A 15407-nucleotide genomic window follows, 5' to 3' on the forward strand; every position below is an offset into this window, starting at 1 on the left:
CTCAGGACGATGCGTCCGAGATCACCTGCTGGGCGGCCTCGAGGTCGTACTCGGTATTGGCGACGCCGCCCTCGGGCGTGGTCTCGAGCGCCTGATCCAGATCCGCCTGGTCGATGCGCAGGAACGGCACCGTCAGGTCCTTGGGCACCTCCGCCCCGTCGAGCACCTGCTGCGCCACCCAGAAGGCGAGCGTCGAGACGCCGGGCGCGATCGAGACCGACATGGTCTCGTAGCCGTTCGCGTCGCGCTGCTCCGCCCACCATTGCAGCTCGTCCTGCCGGTTGCCGAGCACGATGATCGGCATGTCGCGCCCCGCGGCCTCGAAGGCCTGCGCCGCGCCGTAGCCGTCGCCGCCCTGCGTCGCCACGCCGACGATCTCGGGCAGCGACGGCAGGATGCCGGCCACCGCCCGTTGCGCCACATCCTGCGCCCAGTCGCCGTTGACCGAGCCGGCGACGGAGAATTGCGGGTTCGCCGCCACTCCGTCATGGATGCCCCGCGAGATCGCGTCGTCGACGAAGACCCCGGCGAGGCCCCGGATCTCGAGCAGGTCCCCGCCATCGGGCAGACGTCCGGCGAGATAGTCGATCTGGTCGCTTCCCATCTGCTCGAAATCGACGGCGATCCGCCAGGCGCAGGGCTCCTCCACGATCCCGTCGAAGGAGACGACCACGATCCCCGCGTCGCAGGCTTCCATCACTGCACCGTTCAGCGCCGTGGGCGAGGCCGCGTTCAGCACGATCGCGTCGTAGCCCTGCAGGATCATGTTCTGGATCTGCGCCGCCTGCTCGGTGGCCTGGTTCTCGGCGGTCGTGAAGGCGTCGGCCGCGGCGACGACTCCGTCGGAGACGGCCTGCCCGGCCGTCGCCTCCCAGCTCTCCAGCATGGCCTGACGCCAGGAATTCCCGGCATAATTGTTCGACAGGGCGATGCGCTTGTCGGACGTGTCGGCCGACGCGGCGGCGCCGGTGACGAGTGCGATGGTCAAGGCGAGACAGGTCGCGGTTTTCATGTGTATCCTCCCAGATGCGATGCCGGGCCTTCTCGGGGCCGCGCATCGCGACGGATAGTGCCAGTCCGGGGGCAAAACTCAAGACGGGATCGGTGGTGCCGTCCCGACGGAGCCGGGCGGGCGACCCGGTTCCCCGGCCTGCCTGCATTCATGCCGGTCGCATCGCGCTTCGGTGGAGCGATGCCATCAGATCGAACCCCCCTGCCCCGGCACGTCGCGTCAAGGCCCGCAGATAACGGTCCGGGTGTCGCAGCCGCGCGATGCGAGGTCTGAGGTAGGCCAGCGCCACGACGGCCCAGACCAGGCCGTGCCTCTGCCTTGCATGGGTCCAGGCCGAATGGACCGACAACGCATGGGCGGCCCTTTCGCCCGCCTCTCGCAGTTCAGAGATGCTCGCAACCGTCAGATCGACCATCTGCGCGACCTCGGCGATCGCGGTCCGGGCGATCCTCTCCTGCGTCACGGTCTGATTGGATTCTGTCTTGGGTTCTGAGTCACATCCGATTTGGGCGGCAGCGACATCCGTTTCGGGCGGCAGCTCGGCTTCGAGATCGTGCAGGACCGTTTCCAGACGTTGCGGCGCGACCTTGCGGCGAAGGAGGCGTAGCAATTCCGCGCTTCGCTCCGCCGCCACCGTGATCTGCGCCAGAACCGTCCGGATCCGCGCCCGCAATGCGCGCAGGCGCTCCTGCACCTGCCGGGCCGCGATGGCGCGTTCCTGAATTTCCACCGCGCTGGCGAAGAACGGCGCCAGGTCGAACCCGTAGGCCAGATCCGCGCCAATGCGGTAGCGTTTGCCGTTGGGCGACGGCCGGCGACGGATCAGCCCCGCCTCCACGAGCCACGCGAGATGGCGGCGCAGCGTGCTCTCGGGCATGCCCATCAGCCGCTCGCCGAGCGTCCGGTTCGACGGAAAGACCGTCAGGCGCATCGTCTCGCCCTTTGGAAGAAATCCCAGCAGCGCGCGAAGCACGGCGAGGGTCCGGTCCTTCAGACCCCAATCCTCCCGCGCGGCAGCGAGGTCGTCGAGGAGCCGCCAGCGCAGTTCCGGCGCATGCGGACCCCTGCGCCCCGGGGCGTTCATTTCGTGTGTCATGATGCCATGAAGCCGCAGAAGACCGGCCGCCGGAACGCGGGTGCTTGACGGCAGTCAAGCGGTCCCCTAGCTTCAAGGTGTCAGACTTGGAGGCCTCTCGGGACGTACGTTTCGGGGGGCTTCTTCTTTTCGGCTATTCCTCCTTGCTCTGGTTGCTCTCTCCGTCCGTCCCGGCCTGGACCTGCCAGTCCCGGTGCAGGTCGTCCATCCGCGCGACGAGCCAGTCCGCGAAGGCTTGGTCCTGGTCGAGCGAAATCGTCGTGCCCCGCGTCGTTTGCCGGACGCTGCCCCATTCGGCGCGCTGCGCGGCCTTCCGGGGCGCGGGGCTGCGTGTCGTCGCCAGCGCGGCCTCGAACCGGGCGTCGCTGTCCGCATCGGCCTCCCGCGCCGCTTCGACCGCTGCGAGCGCGGCGTCCGCGTGTCCGGCCAGCGCCTTGGAGAAGGCTACCCAACGGTCCCTGCCCGTCCGTGGCGCGTCACCGATGGCCGCGATCAGTTCCGGCGGCACCCGGTCGGCGACGGTCAGCATCTTCGACACGACCGCCTCGTGCAGGTGCAGCGCGTCCTGGATCACCTTCCGCTCGAAGCCCATGTCGCGCATCTGCCGCGCAAAATTGGCGAGCTCGACGAAGGACAGGTTCTTGCGAGCCGTGTTCTCCTGCCCCTGCGCCACGATCAGTGACCGGTCTGGCAGATCGCGCACCATCGCCCGGACGGGGCGGCGCAACGCGCGCAGGGCGACGACGCGGCGGCGGCCATAGACGATCTCGTAGCGGCCCTCGACATTGGGCGAGTGCCGCAGCAGGACCGGCACCTGCTGACCGTATTCCTCGATCGAGCGCGTCAGGGCGGCCTGATCCGGGTCGTCGCCCAGACGGTCGGACAGGCCGGCCGCGTCGATCATGTCCGCCGGAACCTCGACCACGGCGTTCTCGCGCATCTGGGCGAAGCTGCGCCCGACCGCGCCGATCGCGCCGCTGGTGCGACGCGGCAGGGCCGATGCCTCGGCCTCCGTCTCCGGTGTCGACTTGACTGCGGTCAAGCCTTCCAGAAGGTTCTTTCGCGCCATTCCGGCACCTCCTTCGCATTCGGCTCCCGCCCGGTCACGACGGCACCTTCCGGCCCCAGGCCGCCTGGACGAGACCCTCGATTTCCGCATTCACCGCGTCGAGGCTTTCCCGCGCGCGCTCGTAGGTGGAGCGGGTGAACTGCGTCCGCTCCACCTCGTAGAGCGTCTGCTTGGTGATCCCCGCATCCGAGATAGCCGTGCTCTTGAGCACGGTGTTGTTCAAGACGTGGTCGCCGAAGATCGAGCGCATGAACCCGACCATCTGGTTCTGCGGCCCGTCGCCCGGCTCGTAGCGGGTCACGAGATAGCGCAGCCAGTCGTATTCCATGTTGCCGCCGGCCTCCGCCACTACGCCGAGCAGGTTCGACGTCATCAGCAGGAACTGGCACATCGACATCACGTCGAGCATCTGCGGGTGGATCGTCACCAGCACCGCCGTCGCCGCCGAGAGCGCGGCCATCGAGATGAAGCCGAGTTGCGGCGGACAGTCGATGATCACCGCGTCGTAATCGCCCTCCACCTGCGCGAGCGCGGCGGCGATGCGGGTGAAGAACGGGTTCTCGTCGCGGCGCACGATGGCCGCCGGGGTGTCGTGCTCGAAATCCATCAGGTCGAGATTGCCGGGGATCAGGTCGAGCCCGTCGAAATAGGTGGGCCGGATCACGTCCCGGATCGGTACCGGGTCGTCGTATCGGATCGCGTCGTAGAGTGTGCCCCCGTCGAGCAGGTCGAATTCCGGCTGGTAGCCGTGGAGCGCCGAGAGGCTGGCCTGCGGGTCGAGATCGACGGCAAGGACGCGGTAGCCGTCGAGCGCCATCTTCTGCGCCAGATGCGCCGACGTCGTGGTCTTGGCGGAACCGCCCTTGAAGTTGATGACGCAGATCACCTGGCAGTGATCCTCCGTCCCGTCGGCATGACGGCGCCGGCCGGGCAGGTAGCTGCCTGGGGCGCGCGTGCCGTCCTCGAGCATGACGCGCAGGGCCCGGATGTCGCTGGCCGTATAATAGCGCCGTCCGCCCGTGCGTACCTCGGGGTCGGGGCCCCGGCCGTCGAGATGCAGCTTGCGCAAGTAGGCGTCCTTCACGCCGAGCAGATCCGCCACCTCGCCGGAGGTGAAACGGCGCAACTCCTTGCGGGCGGTCGGCGGGAACAGGCGCGAGCGATGTTCCTGAAGCTGCGCGGACAGGGCGGCGGCATGGCGGCCGACGACCTGGTCGATCCGCTCGCCACCGCGCCGCGTCGTCCCGGTCGCATCCGTGTCGGATGCCGGTCGAGCCGCGCGCGCGGGCAGGGGGGTCGGGTCGCCCATGCCGTCCATCCTCTCGCCTCTGCTTCGTGCCGTTACGCTTCGAACCGTCGTTTCGGCTGTTTTGCGTAAGTAGGCACAGAGGGCCGGGATTCGGCAAGCGATTTCTCGGGCTCGCACGGACAGGGTCCCGCTGCCTTGACCGCAGTCAAGAGTATCGGGTCGCGGAGGAGCACGGTGCTATGGTCATATTGGTGATAAAAGCGATATCAGTGCCGGGGTCAGCCCGACAGGGGACGTTGCGGTTCGCTTCGAAGCGCATGTCGGGGCCGTTTCCCCGACATGGCCCGTGCCTCGCAGCACCGCGCACAGGGCAGCGTCTCTCCCGAGACGCAAACGGAGCTTGCCGTGAGCGACACCTGCCGTTCGTCTCTGCTGCGGCGAATGGCTGGAAGGAACCCTCCCATTATCCCTCACTGGTTTGGGCTCGAAACCAGCAGTATGGTGATACTCGCGCAGATTGAGCGGGGGACCATACATGGCTGTGAAATTCGCCGGCGGAAAAAACATCGCCATGAAGGTGCCGCCGCATCAGTACGATGCGACCGTGGCGTTCTACCGGGACCTTCTCGGGTTGGAACAGATTGGCGGTCCCGAAGGCCGCGCGGTCGGGTTCGTCTTCGGGTCCAACAATCTCTGGATCGACAAGGTGCCCTCCATGAGCCAAGCCGAGCAGTGGCTCGAGACTGTCACCGATGATACCGCCGAAGCCGCCAATATGCTCGCAGAGGCGAATGTTGTCCGCTGCGACGAGATCGAGGATCTGGGCGGTCTCGATGGCTACTGGATTTCCAGCCCGGCCGCCATCATCCACCTCGTCGATGCGCAGGACGGTTCCTGGGAATAGTCCGCTTCGTCTGCATCGGGTGGGCTCGACCGTCGCGCGGCGAACGACTGGTTCCAAAGCGGAGTCGCTGACCGCGCCCGGCCTGCCGAGGCTGAGCAGGCCGTAGGGTCGGAACGGATCCCGCGGCGGCAGCCCGGCATGGCAAGGGGCCGTCGATATCATGATGCGGAGGCAGGAATTGGCCTCGGCACCCGCGAAGACCATCGCGCAGAACCGTGCGCCCAGTTTCGGAGCGCCCCTTATTTTGCGGAGCGCGGCAAGAAGGTTCTGCAGGAACATCAGACCGCGCCGGCAGACGCGCGGCATCCGCGACATGAAACCGGACGTTGCCATGACCGGCCAGCGGGGGGTATCTCCGCGCAAGGTCGAGAATGGCGGGCGAGGGATCGGTGGCGCCGACGGCACCGGACGGACCGACCCGCTGCGCGAGGTCGCGCGTCTGATCACCGGCACCTTCAGCGACGTCCGGGACATGCTGGCCCGTCCGGATGCCGGCCATCCACATCGTCGCCTCCGTCGCCTCCGTCGGCTCACGCAGCCTCGGCAGGATCGTCGGGGTGTGGCGGTCCTTGCGTCGCGCAACCCGTGCGACGAGCGGCCGGTCGAGCCGGTTCGGGCGCTCTCGATGTCCAGTCCGGAAGCGCCAACGACCTTGCCTGTGGTCGTGGCGAACCCGTGGTTGAACGGCGGACCTTCTGCGATGCGGTGACCGGTCAGGCGGCGTAGCGGTCGAACCAGAGTTCGGGCGAGATCCGGCCCGCGCCGTCGGTCACCCGCACCGTCGCCGCGTCGCCGTTCGAGGCGATCCGCACCCGCTCCCCGTCGAAACTGGTGAAGCTCATCGAGACCGGCTCGTCGTAGAGAGCCATGTGGTCCTCCAGGATCGACGCGGCGATGCGTTCGCCGAGCCGCAGCGATTCGAAGTAGTCGGTGTAGTAGTGCACGCCGGCCATGTTGCGCGCGATGGCGATGTTCGCGGCCAGCTTGTCGAGCTCGCCCTCGATGGTCATGCCCGCGACCGGGCCGATATCGGCGCGCCGCGATCCGTTTCCGCCCATCCGCTCCGCGACGAACACCGCGTCGTGCGGCCAGGGCAGGGGCGTGCCGTTCGGGGCGTACATCTCGAAGAAGGCCTTGAGCACCGTGACGCAGGCGCCGGCCACCGTCGCGTGCCCCGCACCGTAGGCCGGATGGGTGGGCGAGCCCTCGGGGAAGGCCATCGGCAGCAGGAAGTTCTTGGCGTCGTCGATTTCGGGGAAGTCGTCCGGCAGGTCGGCGGTGGCCTTCGGCCGGATCGCGGGGTCCGGATTGGCCGTGGCGTCGTTCAGGGTGCCGTTCCGGGCCGCGACCGCGTCGAGGATGGCGGCGGGGATTTTCCCGCGCAGCCCGGCCAGCGTGGCGCGCAGCTCCTCGTTCTCGAACCGGGCGGGGTCGTTCTCGTGGAGCGTGAGGAGGGCGGCCAGCACTTCCGGCCGGGTCCGGCGATGGTGCATCCATTTCTGCCGCCAGACCGCCTTCAGCGCGCGCGTCGCCCCTTCGGTTACCAGCGACAGGATGTGCGGGCCGCCGAACGAGGCGAAGGCCGCGCGCGTGCGGCTCTTTGTTTCGGGCAGGCCGCGATCCTTGGTGAACTTGCCGTCGGCGAGCATCAGCAGGCAGGCGTTGAGATAGGCCTGATAGAGCGCGTCGTAATGCACGTAGGTCGCGATGTCGCGCGGGGTGACGAGGAACCGCCGGCGTTGGCGAAACATGTCGAGGCCGTTGAAATCCACCCCGTTCTGGCAATCGAGCCAAGCGGCCCAGGTGGTCAGGTAGTCGACGCCCTCCTGCGCCACGATCGAGCGCTGGTCGATCACCTGCGTCCCGTAGAGGACGAAGCCGTCCTCCCGCCCGATCTCGGCCCCCGTGCCGACGAAGCTCGACGCCGGGTCGGCCGCGTCCGACACCGCGCCGGCATCGTTCTTGAAGGTCGCACCCGTGTTGTCGTTGCCCATCAGCAGGAACTGCGACAGCGCCGGTCCCGTCTGCGCCCCGGTCGTCGAGCCGCGGAACAGGTCGGCGGACCCGCCGATCTGGCGGCGCGTGGCGTAGCGCCGGCGCTCCGGCTCGTTGGTCGGCTGGAAGCTGCCGTTGAACCACGGCATCGTCTTCAGGGCGTCGACGAGAACGTTCAGCCCGGTTGGCGCCGTGCCGGCGGCGATGTCGGCGAAGCTGGCGTCGCGGAGCAGGGCCATGACGTAGAGCTCGGCCATCTCGGCGGCCACTTCGTCGGAATCGGCGAGCGGCGCGGGCGCGATGGCGTAATCGCCCGCATCGGCGCCCTCCGTGTCGAAGACGTGCCCCGTGCACGGGCTGGTCAGCCGGCGATACCCGAGATGCTTGCCGGCACCGGGGTCGTCCCTGTCCGTCGTGGCGTAGCGGGGCGGGTTGGTGGCGCTTCCGTTCTTCGCCGACCGGTTGCCGCCGACGGGGAGGGTCTCGAGCGCGCCGTATTCCTGGGTGCAGAGCATGTGCACCATGTCGTTGTAGCTTTCGCGGTGAACCATCCCGTCGACGTCGTGCGGCAGGCCCTTGTGGTAGTTCAGCGCGTAGCCGAGATCGAACGCCACCTCCTCGCCATTGGGGATCGTGACGTTGCCGTGCCGCAGATCCGCGACGCGGTCGCGCGAGACGCGACGTGCGCGAACCTGGATGCGTCGGGCGTTGCAGTCGGGGACGGGGATGCCGATGGAGGTGGACATTGGAAACGACTCCGGAGGCGCCGAGGCGCAATTACATGGCCGCCTCCCGGATGGCGGGACGGCGGAACTCGTGAACGTGGTGTGTTCTTCACGCGTCCCCTGGCAAAATCGGGACGGTCTTCGACGCGGGGTGGTGGACTGGCGAACGGGCGCGATGACCCGTCCGAAAAGAAACAGGAATGATCCGAACTCGGGCGACAGAGGCGTCGTAAGGCGTGTGTGCCTGCATACAGCGAAATGGATCGGCCACGCAGTCTGCTCTCTTGCATAACCGGGCCGCGAAAATGCATACCCGTCCATGTTCGCCTGGGACGATCTCAAGGTCTTTCTCGCCGTCGCCCGCAACGGCAGCACGCTCGCGGCCGGACGCGCGCTGCGGATCAACCAGTCGACCGTGCAGCGCAGGCTCCTGGCCCTTGAGGATCGGCTCGGGCAGCGCCTCGTCGAGCGGCTGCCGTCCGGGTATCGCCTGACGGAGCTCGGGACGGCGATCCTTCCCTTCGCCGAGACGGTGGCGGCGGCAGCGCAGGGCTTCGAGGATCAGCTCGCGGAGCTTGCGCGCGATCGCCTCGGCATCATCCGCGTGACCTGCCCGGAGCCGATCGCGTTCCGGCTGAACCAGTCCGGGCTTCTCGACAGGTTCCACGCCGCCTATCCGGACCTGAAGGTCGAGTTCGTCCTGAGCGACCATTACGTCGACCTGCTGAAGGGCGAGGCGGACGTCGCGCTGCGCTCGGGCGACACGGATGCGAACGTGCTCGTCGGACGCAAGATCGCCGACTCGCTCTGGGCGATCTATGCCAGCCGTCAATATGTCGAGCGGCACGGCAGCCCGAGGGCGGTGTCCGAACTCGCCGAGCATCCCCTGATCGGCTTCGCGGAGAGCATGCGCGCGCATCGCATCTCGGTCTGGCTCCACGAGGTGGCGCCGGACGGGGCATACGCGGCCCACAATACCAGCGTTCTCGGGCTCATCTACGCGGCGAAGGCCGGCGTCGGCGTCGCGCCGCTGCCGATGTCGCTGGGCGATGCGGAGACCGATCTCGTCCGCCTGTTCGGCCCGATCCCGGCGCTGACGCGGCCGTGGCGCCTGCTCGCGCATCCCGATCAGCGCCGGACGCGACGGGTCTCGGCCTTCTTCACGTTCATCACGCAGGAGGCCGACACGATGAAGGCGATCCTGACGGGGCAGTCCTGAACCGAAGCGGCGGGCGACCGGCGGCAAACGTGTCGGATGCGGGCGAGGGAGCCGCCGGGCCGGATGGGGGAGGGCCCGGCTAATCGTCCCGATCGCGTGGCAGGGATCGACGTCTTCGCAACTCGCGCTTTACCTTGCGGAAGATCGGACCCAGATCGGGCGCGCGGCCGCCGCTGCCCGGACCGAACAGGAACGTGTCGACGGGGCGCAGGATCGGATGATCGCGATGTCGCGACGCGGGCGCCTGTTCGGCCAGCAGGCGCATCGCAAGCGACCGGAACGGCGCCGCCGCGCCCGTCCGGGCGTGGTGGCGAAGGCGCAGGAGGTCCATTCGCGCCCGCATCCATCGGCGCAGGCGGCCGCGATCCAGCGCGAGTGTCCGTTCGCGTCCCAACGCGAAGGCCAGCCCGGCCAGCAGTGCGGCGGCGAGGACGGTCAGGTGCGGGGCGCCCACGCCCGGACCCGCGCGCCAGCCTGTCCCGGCATTGTCGGCGAAGCTGGCATAGCCGATGGGCGCGGCGGGGATCGTCGCGTTCCGCGCCGCGCGCGCGGCCGTGTCGAACCACGGGATCGCGACCTCGGGCAGGACGCCCGGTTCGCCGGTGACGGGCCGCAGGGTCCAAGTCCAGACGATCGTCGTCACCGGACCTTGCGGCGTGACCTGGAGATCGCGCTGCTCGGGCGGAGTGAAGGTGATGAGCCAGGGTTCCCTGAGCGCGGGCTGTTCGGGCAGCATCTCCGGCGTGGCGCCGAGCGCGCGCAGCACGACCCGGCGCTCGACGCTCTGCCCGTCCGCCAGTCGGCCCGCCTCCGCGCTCCAGCTATCCGACAGTTCCAGCGCCCGGACGGGCAGCCAGTCGTCGCCCGCGCCCGCGGGCGCCGCGCGGACCTCGACGGTCACGGGGTCGGAGCGGACGATCCGCGTTTCGCGCGCGTTGTCCGGGTCGAGGATCTCGAGATTCTGCGCGACGGGAAGGATCTCGAGCGTGCCGGCCCGTCTGGGGTAGAGGGCGACGCGCCGTTCCATGACCCGGGCCGCCCGGCCGTCGATGCGCGCGTCGGTCCAGACATCCTGCCCGAGACGCAACCAGTCGAAATCGGTCATCGGGCGCAGCTTCAGCTCTTCGCGGGTGATGCGCGCGCGGTAGGTGCCGCGGATCGTGGCGAGGATCATCTCGCCCACGAACGGCGCCTCCGACCGGTCGTCGAGCACGAGTTCGAGCCGCATCGGATCGCCATCCTGCGCGACGGCCGGGCAGGCGAGCAGGAGCAGGAGGAGCGCGAGCCTCACCATCGGCCGGGCGCCTCCGGGTGGGCCTCGCCTGCGGCGCGGCGACGCTCCATCTCGGCGGCGAGCCGGCCCTTCAGATAGGCGCCCGGGGCGTCGGCGAGCGTGTCGAGCCACCGGGCATCGGCGGCGATCGTGCGCGCGTCGGTCACCGGGCGCTTGGTGCTGGCGCGGAAGGGGTCGCGCTCGGCTTCCTGGACCGGACGGGTGGGGTCGTCCGGATCGAAGGCAGCGTTCGCGATCCCCGCTTCGGAGAGGAGCGTCTCGATCCGGCCGTGGCCCATGGCCTCGCCAATGACGGGCTCGACCAGCGACGCCACGACGTCGCGGTTGTGCCGGGCCTCGGCATCGTAGCGGTCGGCGAAGAGCACCGCGTCGAAATAGGCGACCGACAGATCGTAATCGCCGGTCGCGGCGAGCGTCAGGCCACGGTCGTAGGTGGCGCCGCGGCCGATGGCGGCGAATGCCGCATCCGCGTCCGCGTAGCGCCCGATCTCGTAGAGCGCCGCGCCGCGGGACGCCTCGTCTCCGATGAGCGGCAGCGCGAGGGTGGGAAGGCCCGCCCACCAGATCAGCTTGCCCCAGGCTTCGGGACCCGCGGCGACGGCGCAGAGCGCGGCGATCGCGGCGGTGGCGAGAGTGACGCGGCTCATCCCGGACGTCTCCGCCGGAACAGCAGGCCGAGCGGCAGCAGGGCGAGCGCGACCATCCAGCGCCCGTGATCCTCGAAGCGGAGGCTGCGGCGCGCGGCGTCCGAGACGTCCGTGCCGCGCCGATCCGCGAGCGAGGCTTCGAGCCTCACGATGTCGGTCTCGTCCACGATCAGGCCGCCCCCGGCCTCGGCCAGGGCGCGCAGCGCGTCCCGCCGGGGCGGGGGCATGGCGTAGGGGGGCGTCTCGGGCGCGACGAAGACGGCCGAGATCCGCGCGCCCGCCGCTGCCATCTGCCGGGCGAGGTCGAGCGTGGCGGGACCGACGCCGCCGCCATCGGAGACGAACACCACGTCGGGCCGCTCGGCCGTCGCGTCGGCCAGGACCCGCCGTGCGAGCGCGAGCGCGCGGTCGGGACGGCTGCCGCCCACGGGCATGGTCGCGGCATCGACGACGCCGACATTGCTCTGCAACCCGGCCGGGTCCTCGGTGGGGACGCCGACGAGGAAGGCCTCGCCGGAATAGACGCCGAGCGCGACCGGCCGCGTGCCGTGGCTGTCGATCAGGCGCGAGACGGCGGCCTGCGCGTCGGGAAGGGCGCCGCTTTCGGTGATCGAGGGGGACAGGTCCAGGAGGATCATAACCGCATCGAGGTTGCGCAGGGCCGGCGCGTCCGGATCGCGCGTGGCGGGTCCGGCCAGCCCGAGGAGGACGAGCGTCGCGCCGGCCGCGAAGAGCCACGGGCCAAGATCGCGCTGCGTTTCCGTGACGTGGCCGCGGCGGCGCAGGACCGCCAGCAGGTCGGCGTCGATCACGCGCCGCCAGCGGGCCAACCCGTCCGCCCGCCGCGCGGCGAGGCCCGCGAGGAGCAGCGCGACCGGGATGCCGATCAGCCAGAGCGGACGCAAGAGGACGAGGCCGCCGAGCGCGGTCATGCCGTCTCCCGCAGGCGCGCGCCAAGCGCCAGAGCGAGCGGGAGCAGCGCCGCCGCGGCGAGCCAGGGCCAGAAGTCCCGCCAGGCGCGGATCGGCGGGGCGGCGGCAAGGCTCGGCTCGAGCCGGTCGATGGCGGCGGTCACGGCGCGCAAATCCGCCGTGTCGCGCACGCGGAACGTTTCCCCGCCGGCCGCCTCGGCGATCCGGCGCAGGGTTTCGCTGTCGACCGCGTCGCTTGCGTCGGGGTCGGTCTCGAGATCGGCGGCGCCAAGCGCGATGGTGTGAATCCGCAGCCCGAGCGTCTCGGCCGTCCGAGCCGCCGCGACCGGATCGACCGCGCCCGTCGTGTCCTGCCCGTCGGACAGGAGGATGATGACGCGACTCGCGGCGTCGCGGGTCCGCAACCGCCTGATCGCCAGGCCCAGCCCGTCCGCGATCGCGGTGGCCTTGCCGGAGACGCCGATCCGGGCCGTCTCGATCGCGCTCGCGACGGAGGCGACATCGTGGGTCAGCGCCGCGGCCACGTAGGCCCGGTCGCCGAAGACGACGAGGCCCACCCGGTCCCCCGTGCGGCCCCGGACGAAGCGTGCGCCGACGCGTTGCACGGCGGCGAGGCGGGACACCGTCTCCCCGTCGAGCGCGAAATCCTCCCGCTCCATCGAGCCGGAGAGGTCGAGCGCCAGCACGATGTCGCGGCCCGAGGCCGGGACCACGTCGAGCACCTGTTCCTGCCGCGGGCCGGTCAGGGCGAGGACGAGCAGAATCCAGGCGAGGGCCAGCAGGGCGTGCTGCGCCCGGCGATGGACGGGGGCCATGGCGACGGGGCGGAAGGATGCGGCGATGGCCGGCGGCAAGGCGAGCGCGCCCGTTCCGTGCGCCACGGGCGGGAGGAGCCGGTAGAGCAGAAGCGGCAGCGGCAGGAGCAGCGCGGCCCAGGGCGCGGCGAAGCTCATCGCCGGCGCGCGGCGTCGAGCACGGCGCGTTCGAGCTCGGTGGCGTCGATCGTCGCGCGAGGGTCGTAGAGCGCCGCGGACGGGCCCTCGGGCACGGTGCCGCCCTGCGCGCGCAGGAGCCGGGCGAGCCCCGCGATCCGCTCCCGGGGGTCGCCGGCGCGGAGTTCGGCGATGCTGGCCCGGGCGCGGTCGGCGGGGCGATGCCTTCGCACCGTGACGCGTCGCAGCAGCGATGCCAGCAGGAGTGCCACGACCAGCCCGAGGGCGATGGCGGCCAGCGCGTCCTGCAGGCCGAACCGGGCGAAGCTCTCGGGGATGCGGACGGGTGCGAGCCGGGCGACGAGGTCCTCGGGGTTCATGCCGGCGCCTCGGCCCCGACGGCCCCGGACGCGTTCACGATCCGCACGGGAACGCCGAGCCGGGCCAGTACCTCCCGCGCCGGGGACGGGCCGAAGCGGCCGCGGACCACGCGTCGTCCGAGCCGTGCGGTCAGGGTGCCCGGCGGCGGGGAGGTCTCGACCGCGTCCTGCACGAGCAGCACCTCGAACGGGCATTTCCGCATCAGCGCCGCGGCGGCGGGACCGAAGGCCGGCCCCGGATCGTCGAGACCGGTGGCGAGGCAGACCGACGCGCCGGGCGGTGCCTCTGCGACAATCCGGTCGAGGATCGTGGCGAGGTCGTCGTGGGCCGCCTCGGGCGCGGCGAGCGCGGCGGCATGGACCCGGCCGAGCGCACCGGCCACGCGGAGCATCGCCGTCTCGCGCGGGCGGGGGGCGAGCAACTCGGCCTCCGCGTTGCGCAGGATGATCGCGCCGACCCGCGCCCCGGCGCGCACCGCCCGCCAGCCTTCGAGCGCCAGCGCCTCGGCCGCCGCGACGGAGCGGAACCGGCCCCGCGTTCCCCAGAGCATCGGCGCGCGGAAATCCGCGACCAGCAGGAGCGTGCGCTCGACCTCCTCGTGACGGCGGCGGACCTGCGCGCGTCCGCTCCGCGCCGTCGCGGCGGGGTCGATCCAGCGCGGATCGTCGCCCTCCTGGAACGGCCGCAGATCGAAGAGGTCGCCGCCCTCGCCGCGCCGCGGACCGGACAGCCCGCCCGCGCGCCCATGCGCGGGGCCGGGGGTGGGGCCGGGCCCGACCCGCGCGGCGAGCGCCACGAGGCGGTCGGGATCGACTTCGGTGCCGGCGCCGTGGGGCCGCGTCACAGCGACTGCGTCCTGTCGAGGATGCCGGCGAGGATCGACCGCGAGGTCTCGCCGGCCGCCTGCGCCCGCCGGGTCGGCGCCATCCGGTGACAGAGCACGTCCGGCGCGAGCGCCGTCACGTCCTCGGGCAGGGCGAAATCCCGCCCGCGCAGCCAGGCCCGCGCCCGTGCCGCCGCGGCGAGGGCCAGCGTTCCGCGCGGGCTCACGGCGTGACGGATGCGGCCGGTCGTGTCGGTGTCGTCCGCCCGCGTCGCCATCACCAGCGCGACGACGTAGCGCCGCAGGGCCGGCGAGAGATGGACCGCCAGCACCTCCGCCTTCATCGCCGCGAGCGTGGCGTGGTCGAGGGACGGCGCCCGACGCCCGGCCTGCGCGCGCAACTCGCCCTCGACGAGATCGAGGATCGCCAGCTCGTCCGCCTCCCCCGGCAGGGCGAGCACGACATGCATCAAAAATCGGTCAAGCTGCGCCTCGGGGAGCGGGAACGTGCCCTCCTGCTCGATCGGGTTCTGCGTGGCGACGACCATGAAGGGCTCCGGCAGGGTCCGGGTCGTGCCGCCCGTGGTGACCTGACCCTCGCCCATCGCCTCGAGGAGCGCCGACTGCACCTTGGGCGGCGCGCGGTTGATCTCGTCGACGAGGACCAGATGGTGAAAGATCGGCCCGGGCGCGAAGTCCATCCGGCCGCTGTCGGGGCGGAACACCTGCAGGCCGGTGATGTCGGACGGCATCAGGTCGGGGGTGCACTGGATGCGCGCGAAGCTGCCCTCGATCCCGTCGGCGAGCCTGCGGACGGATCGCGTCTTGGCGAGGCCGGGCGCGCCTTCGAGCAGGACGTGCCCGCCGGTCAGGAGCGCGATCGTCAGCCGCTCGACAAGGGCGGAATGGCCGATCAGGCCCGCCTCCATGTCGGCCGCGAACGCGGCCATGCGTCCCGTGCCGCGCGCCGCCACCCGTTCCGCGCCCTCGTCCATATGGCCTCCCCGCCTCACTCCCGCGACCGGACCACAGAACCGGGCCGGTCCGGAAGCCTTTTCGCACCCCGCGCGGCAGGCCGGGCAATATGCCCGGGACAGGCGGGCGCGTTTGCCCGATCATGCGGGCCGAT

The 15407-nt window shown here is 70.9% G+C and carries 15 protein-coding genes; 2 read left to right on the plus strand and 13 right to left on the minus strand.

What is annotated here, in order from left to right; all coding sequences use genetic code 11:
• Position 1 precedes the first annotated feature (1 nt).
• From Q1A87_RS14250 to repA, 4 genes are all read right to left on the minus strand, one after another.
• Positions 2 to 1012, minus strand: coding sequence for an ABC transporter substrate-binding protein (locus tag Q1A87_RS14250; protein ID WP_299652476.1), 1011 nt, complete (start codon positions 1010 to 1012; stop codon positions 2 to 4).
• A gap of 148 nt (positions 1013 to 1160) precedes the next feature.
• Complete coding sequence (gene repC / locus Q1A87_RS14255; protein ID WP_299652478.1) at positions 1161 to 2096, minus strand: replication initiation protein RepC; 936 nt, start codon at positions 2094 to 2096, stop codon at positions 1161 to 1163.
• A gap of 145 nt (positions 2097 to 2241) precedes the next feature.
• The gene (repB, locus tag Q1A87_RS14260) at positions 2242 to 3177 is read right to left on the minus strand and encodes a plasmid partitioning protein RepB (RefSeq protein WP_299652480.1); all 936 of its coding nucleotides are present in this window, start codon (positions 3175 to 3177) and stop codon (positions 2242 to 2244) included.
• Between the two features lie 34 nt (positions 3178 to 3211).
• On the minus strand, positions 3212 to 4486 hold the full coding sequence (repA, locus tag Q1A87_RS14265; protein WP_299652482.1) for a plasmid partitioning protein RepA: 1275 nt from the start codon (positions 4484 to 4486) through the stop codon (positions 3212 to 3214).
• 475 nt (positions 4487 to 4961) lie between these two features.
• Here repA and Q1A87_RS14270 point away from each other — a divergent pair, with 475 nt between their 5' ends.
• Positions 4962 to 5330 (plus strand): hypothetical protein, encoded by a 369-nt coding sequence (locus Q1A87_RS14270; protein WP_299652484.1) that lies wholly within the window; start codon positions 4962 to 4964, stop codon positions 5328 to 5330.
• Here the strand turns inward: Q1A87_RS14270 and Q1A87_RS24205 are convergent.
• Positions 5290 to 5835: a methyltransferase domain-containing protein gene (locus tag Q1A87_RS24205; protein ID WP_363323006.1), complete on the minus strand. Its 546-nt coding sequence runs from the start codon at positions 5833 to 5835 to the stop codon at positions 5290 to 5292. The genes Q1A87_RS14270 and Q1A87_RS24205 overlap by 41 nt on opposite strands.
• 208 nt (positions 5836 to 6043) lie before the next feature.
• Positions 6044 to 8071 (minus strand): vanadium-dependent haloperoxidase, encoded by a 2028-nt coding sequence (locus Q1A87_RS14280; protein ID WP_299652488.1) that lies wholly within the window; start codon positions 8069 to 8071, stop codon positions 6044 to 6046.
• A gap of 298 nt (positions 8072 to 8369) precedes the next feature.
• Here Q1A87_RS14280 and Q1A87_RS14285 point away from each other — a divergent pair, with 298 nt between their 5' ends.
• The gene (locus tag Q1A87_RS14285; RefSeq protein WP_299652490.1) at positions 8370 to 9269 is read left to right on the plus strand and encodes a LysR family transcriptional regulator; all 900 of its coding nucleotides are present in this window, start codon (positions 8370 to 8372) and stop codon (positions 9267 to 9269) included.
• 79 nt (positions 9270 to 9348) lie between these two features.
• Here the strand turns inward: Q1A87_RS14285 and Q1A87_RS14290 are convergent, their stop codons facing one another.
• Genes Q1A87_RS14290 through Q1A87_RS14320 form a run of 7 tightly spaced genes read right to left on the minus strand, consistent with a single transcriptional unit; the run spans position 9349 to position 15228 of the window.
• On the minus strand, positions 9349 to 10563 hold the full coding sequence (locus Q1A87_RS14290) for a hypothetical protein (RefSeq protein ID WP_299652492.1): 1215 nt from the start codon (positions 10561 to 10563) through the stop codon (positions 9349 to 9351).
• On the minus strand, positions 10557 to 11210 hold the full coding sequence (locus Q1A87_RS14295; protein WP_299652494.1) for a hypothetical protein: 654 nt from the start codon (positions 11208 to 11210) through the stop codon (positions 10557 to 10559). Before Q1A87_RS14295 ends, Q1A87_RS14290 begins: the two co-directional genes overlap by 7 nt.
• Positions 11207 to 12142: a vWA domain-containing protein gene (locus Q1A87_RS14300; RefSeq protein ID WP_299652496.1), complete on the minus strand. Its 936-nt coding sequence runs from the start codon at positions 12140 to 12142 to the stop codon at positions 11207 to 11209. Before Q1A87_RS14300 ends, Q1A87_RS14295 begins: the two co-directional genes overlap by 4 nt.
• The gene (locus Q1A87_RS14305) at positions 12139 to 13095 is read right to left on the minus strand and encodes a VWA domain-containing protein (RefSeq protein ID WP_299652498.1); all 957 of its coding nucleotides are present in this window, start codon (positions 13093 to 13095) and stop codon (positions 12139 to 12141) included. The genes Q1A87_RS14300 and Q1A87_RS14305 overlap by 4 nt, the downstream gene beginning before the upstream one ends.
• Positions 13092 to 13454: a hypothetical protein gene (locus tag Q1A87_RS14310; RefSeq protein ID WP_299652500.1), complete on the minus strand. Its 363-nt coding sequence runs from the start codon at positions 13452 to 13454 to the stop codon at positions 13092 to 13094. The genes Q1A87_RS14305 and Q1A87_RS14310 overlap by 4 nt, the downstream gene beginning before the upstream one ends.
• A complete protein-coding gene (locus tag Q1A87_RS14315) occupies positions 13451 to 14299 on the minus strand; it encodes a DUF58 domain-containing protein (RefSeq protein ID WP_299652502.1) in 849 nt (282 codons plus the stop codon). Before Q1A87_RS14315 ends, Q1A87_RS14310 begins: the two co-directional genes overlap by 4 nt.
• Entirely contained in the window at positions 14296 to 15228 is a 933-nt protein-coding gene (locus tag Q1A87_RS14320; protein ID WP_299652556.1) for an AAA family ATPase, read from the minus strand. Before Q1A87_RS14320 ends, Q1A87_RS14315 begins: the two co-directional genes overlap by 4 nt.
• Between the last annotated feature and the right edge of the window lie 179 nt (positions 15229 to 15407).

The organism is uncultured Jannaschia sp., assembly GCF_947494055.1.
Classification (GTDB): Bacteria; Pseudomonadota; Alphaproteobacteria; order Rhodobacterales; family Rhodobacteraceae; genus Jannaschia.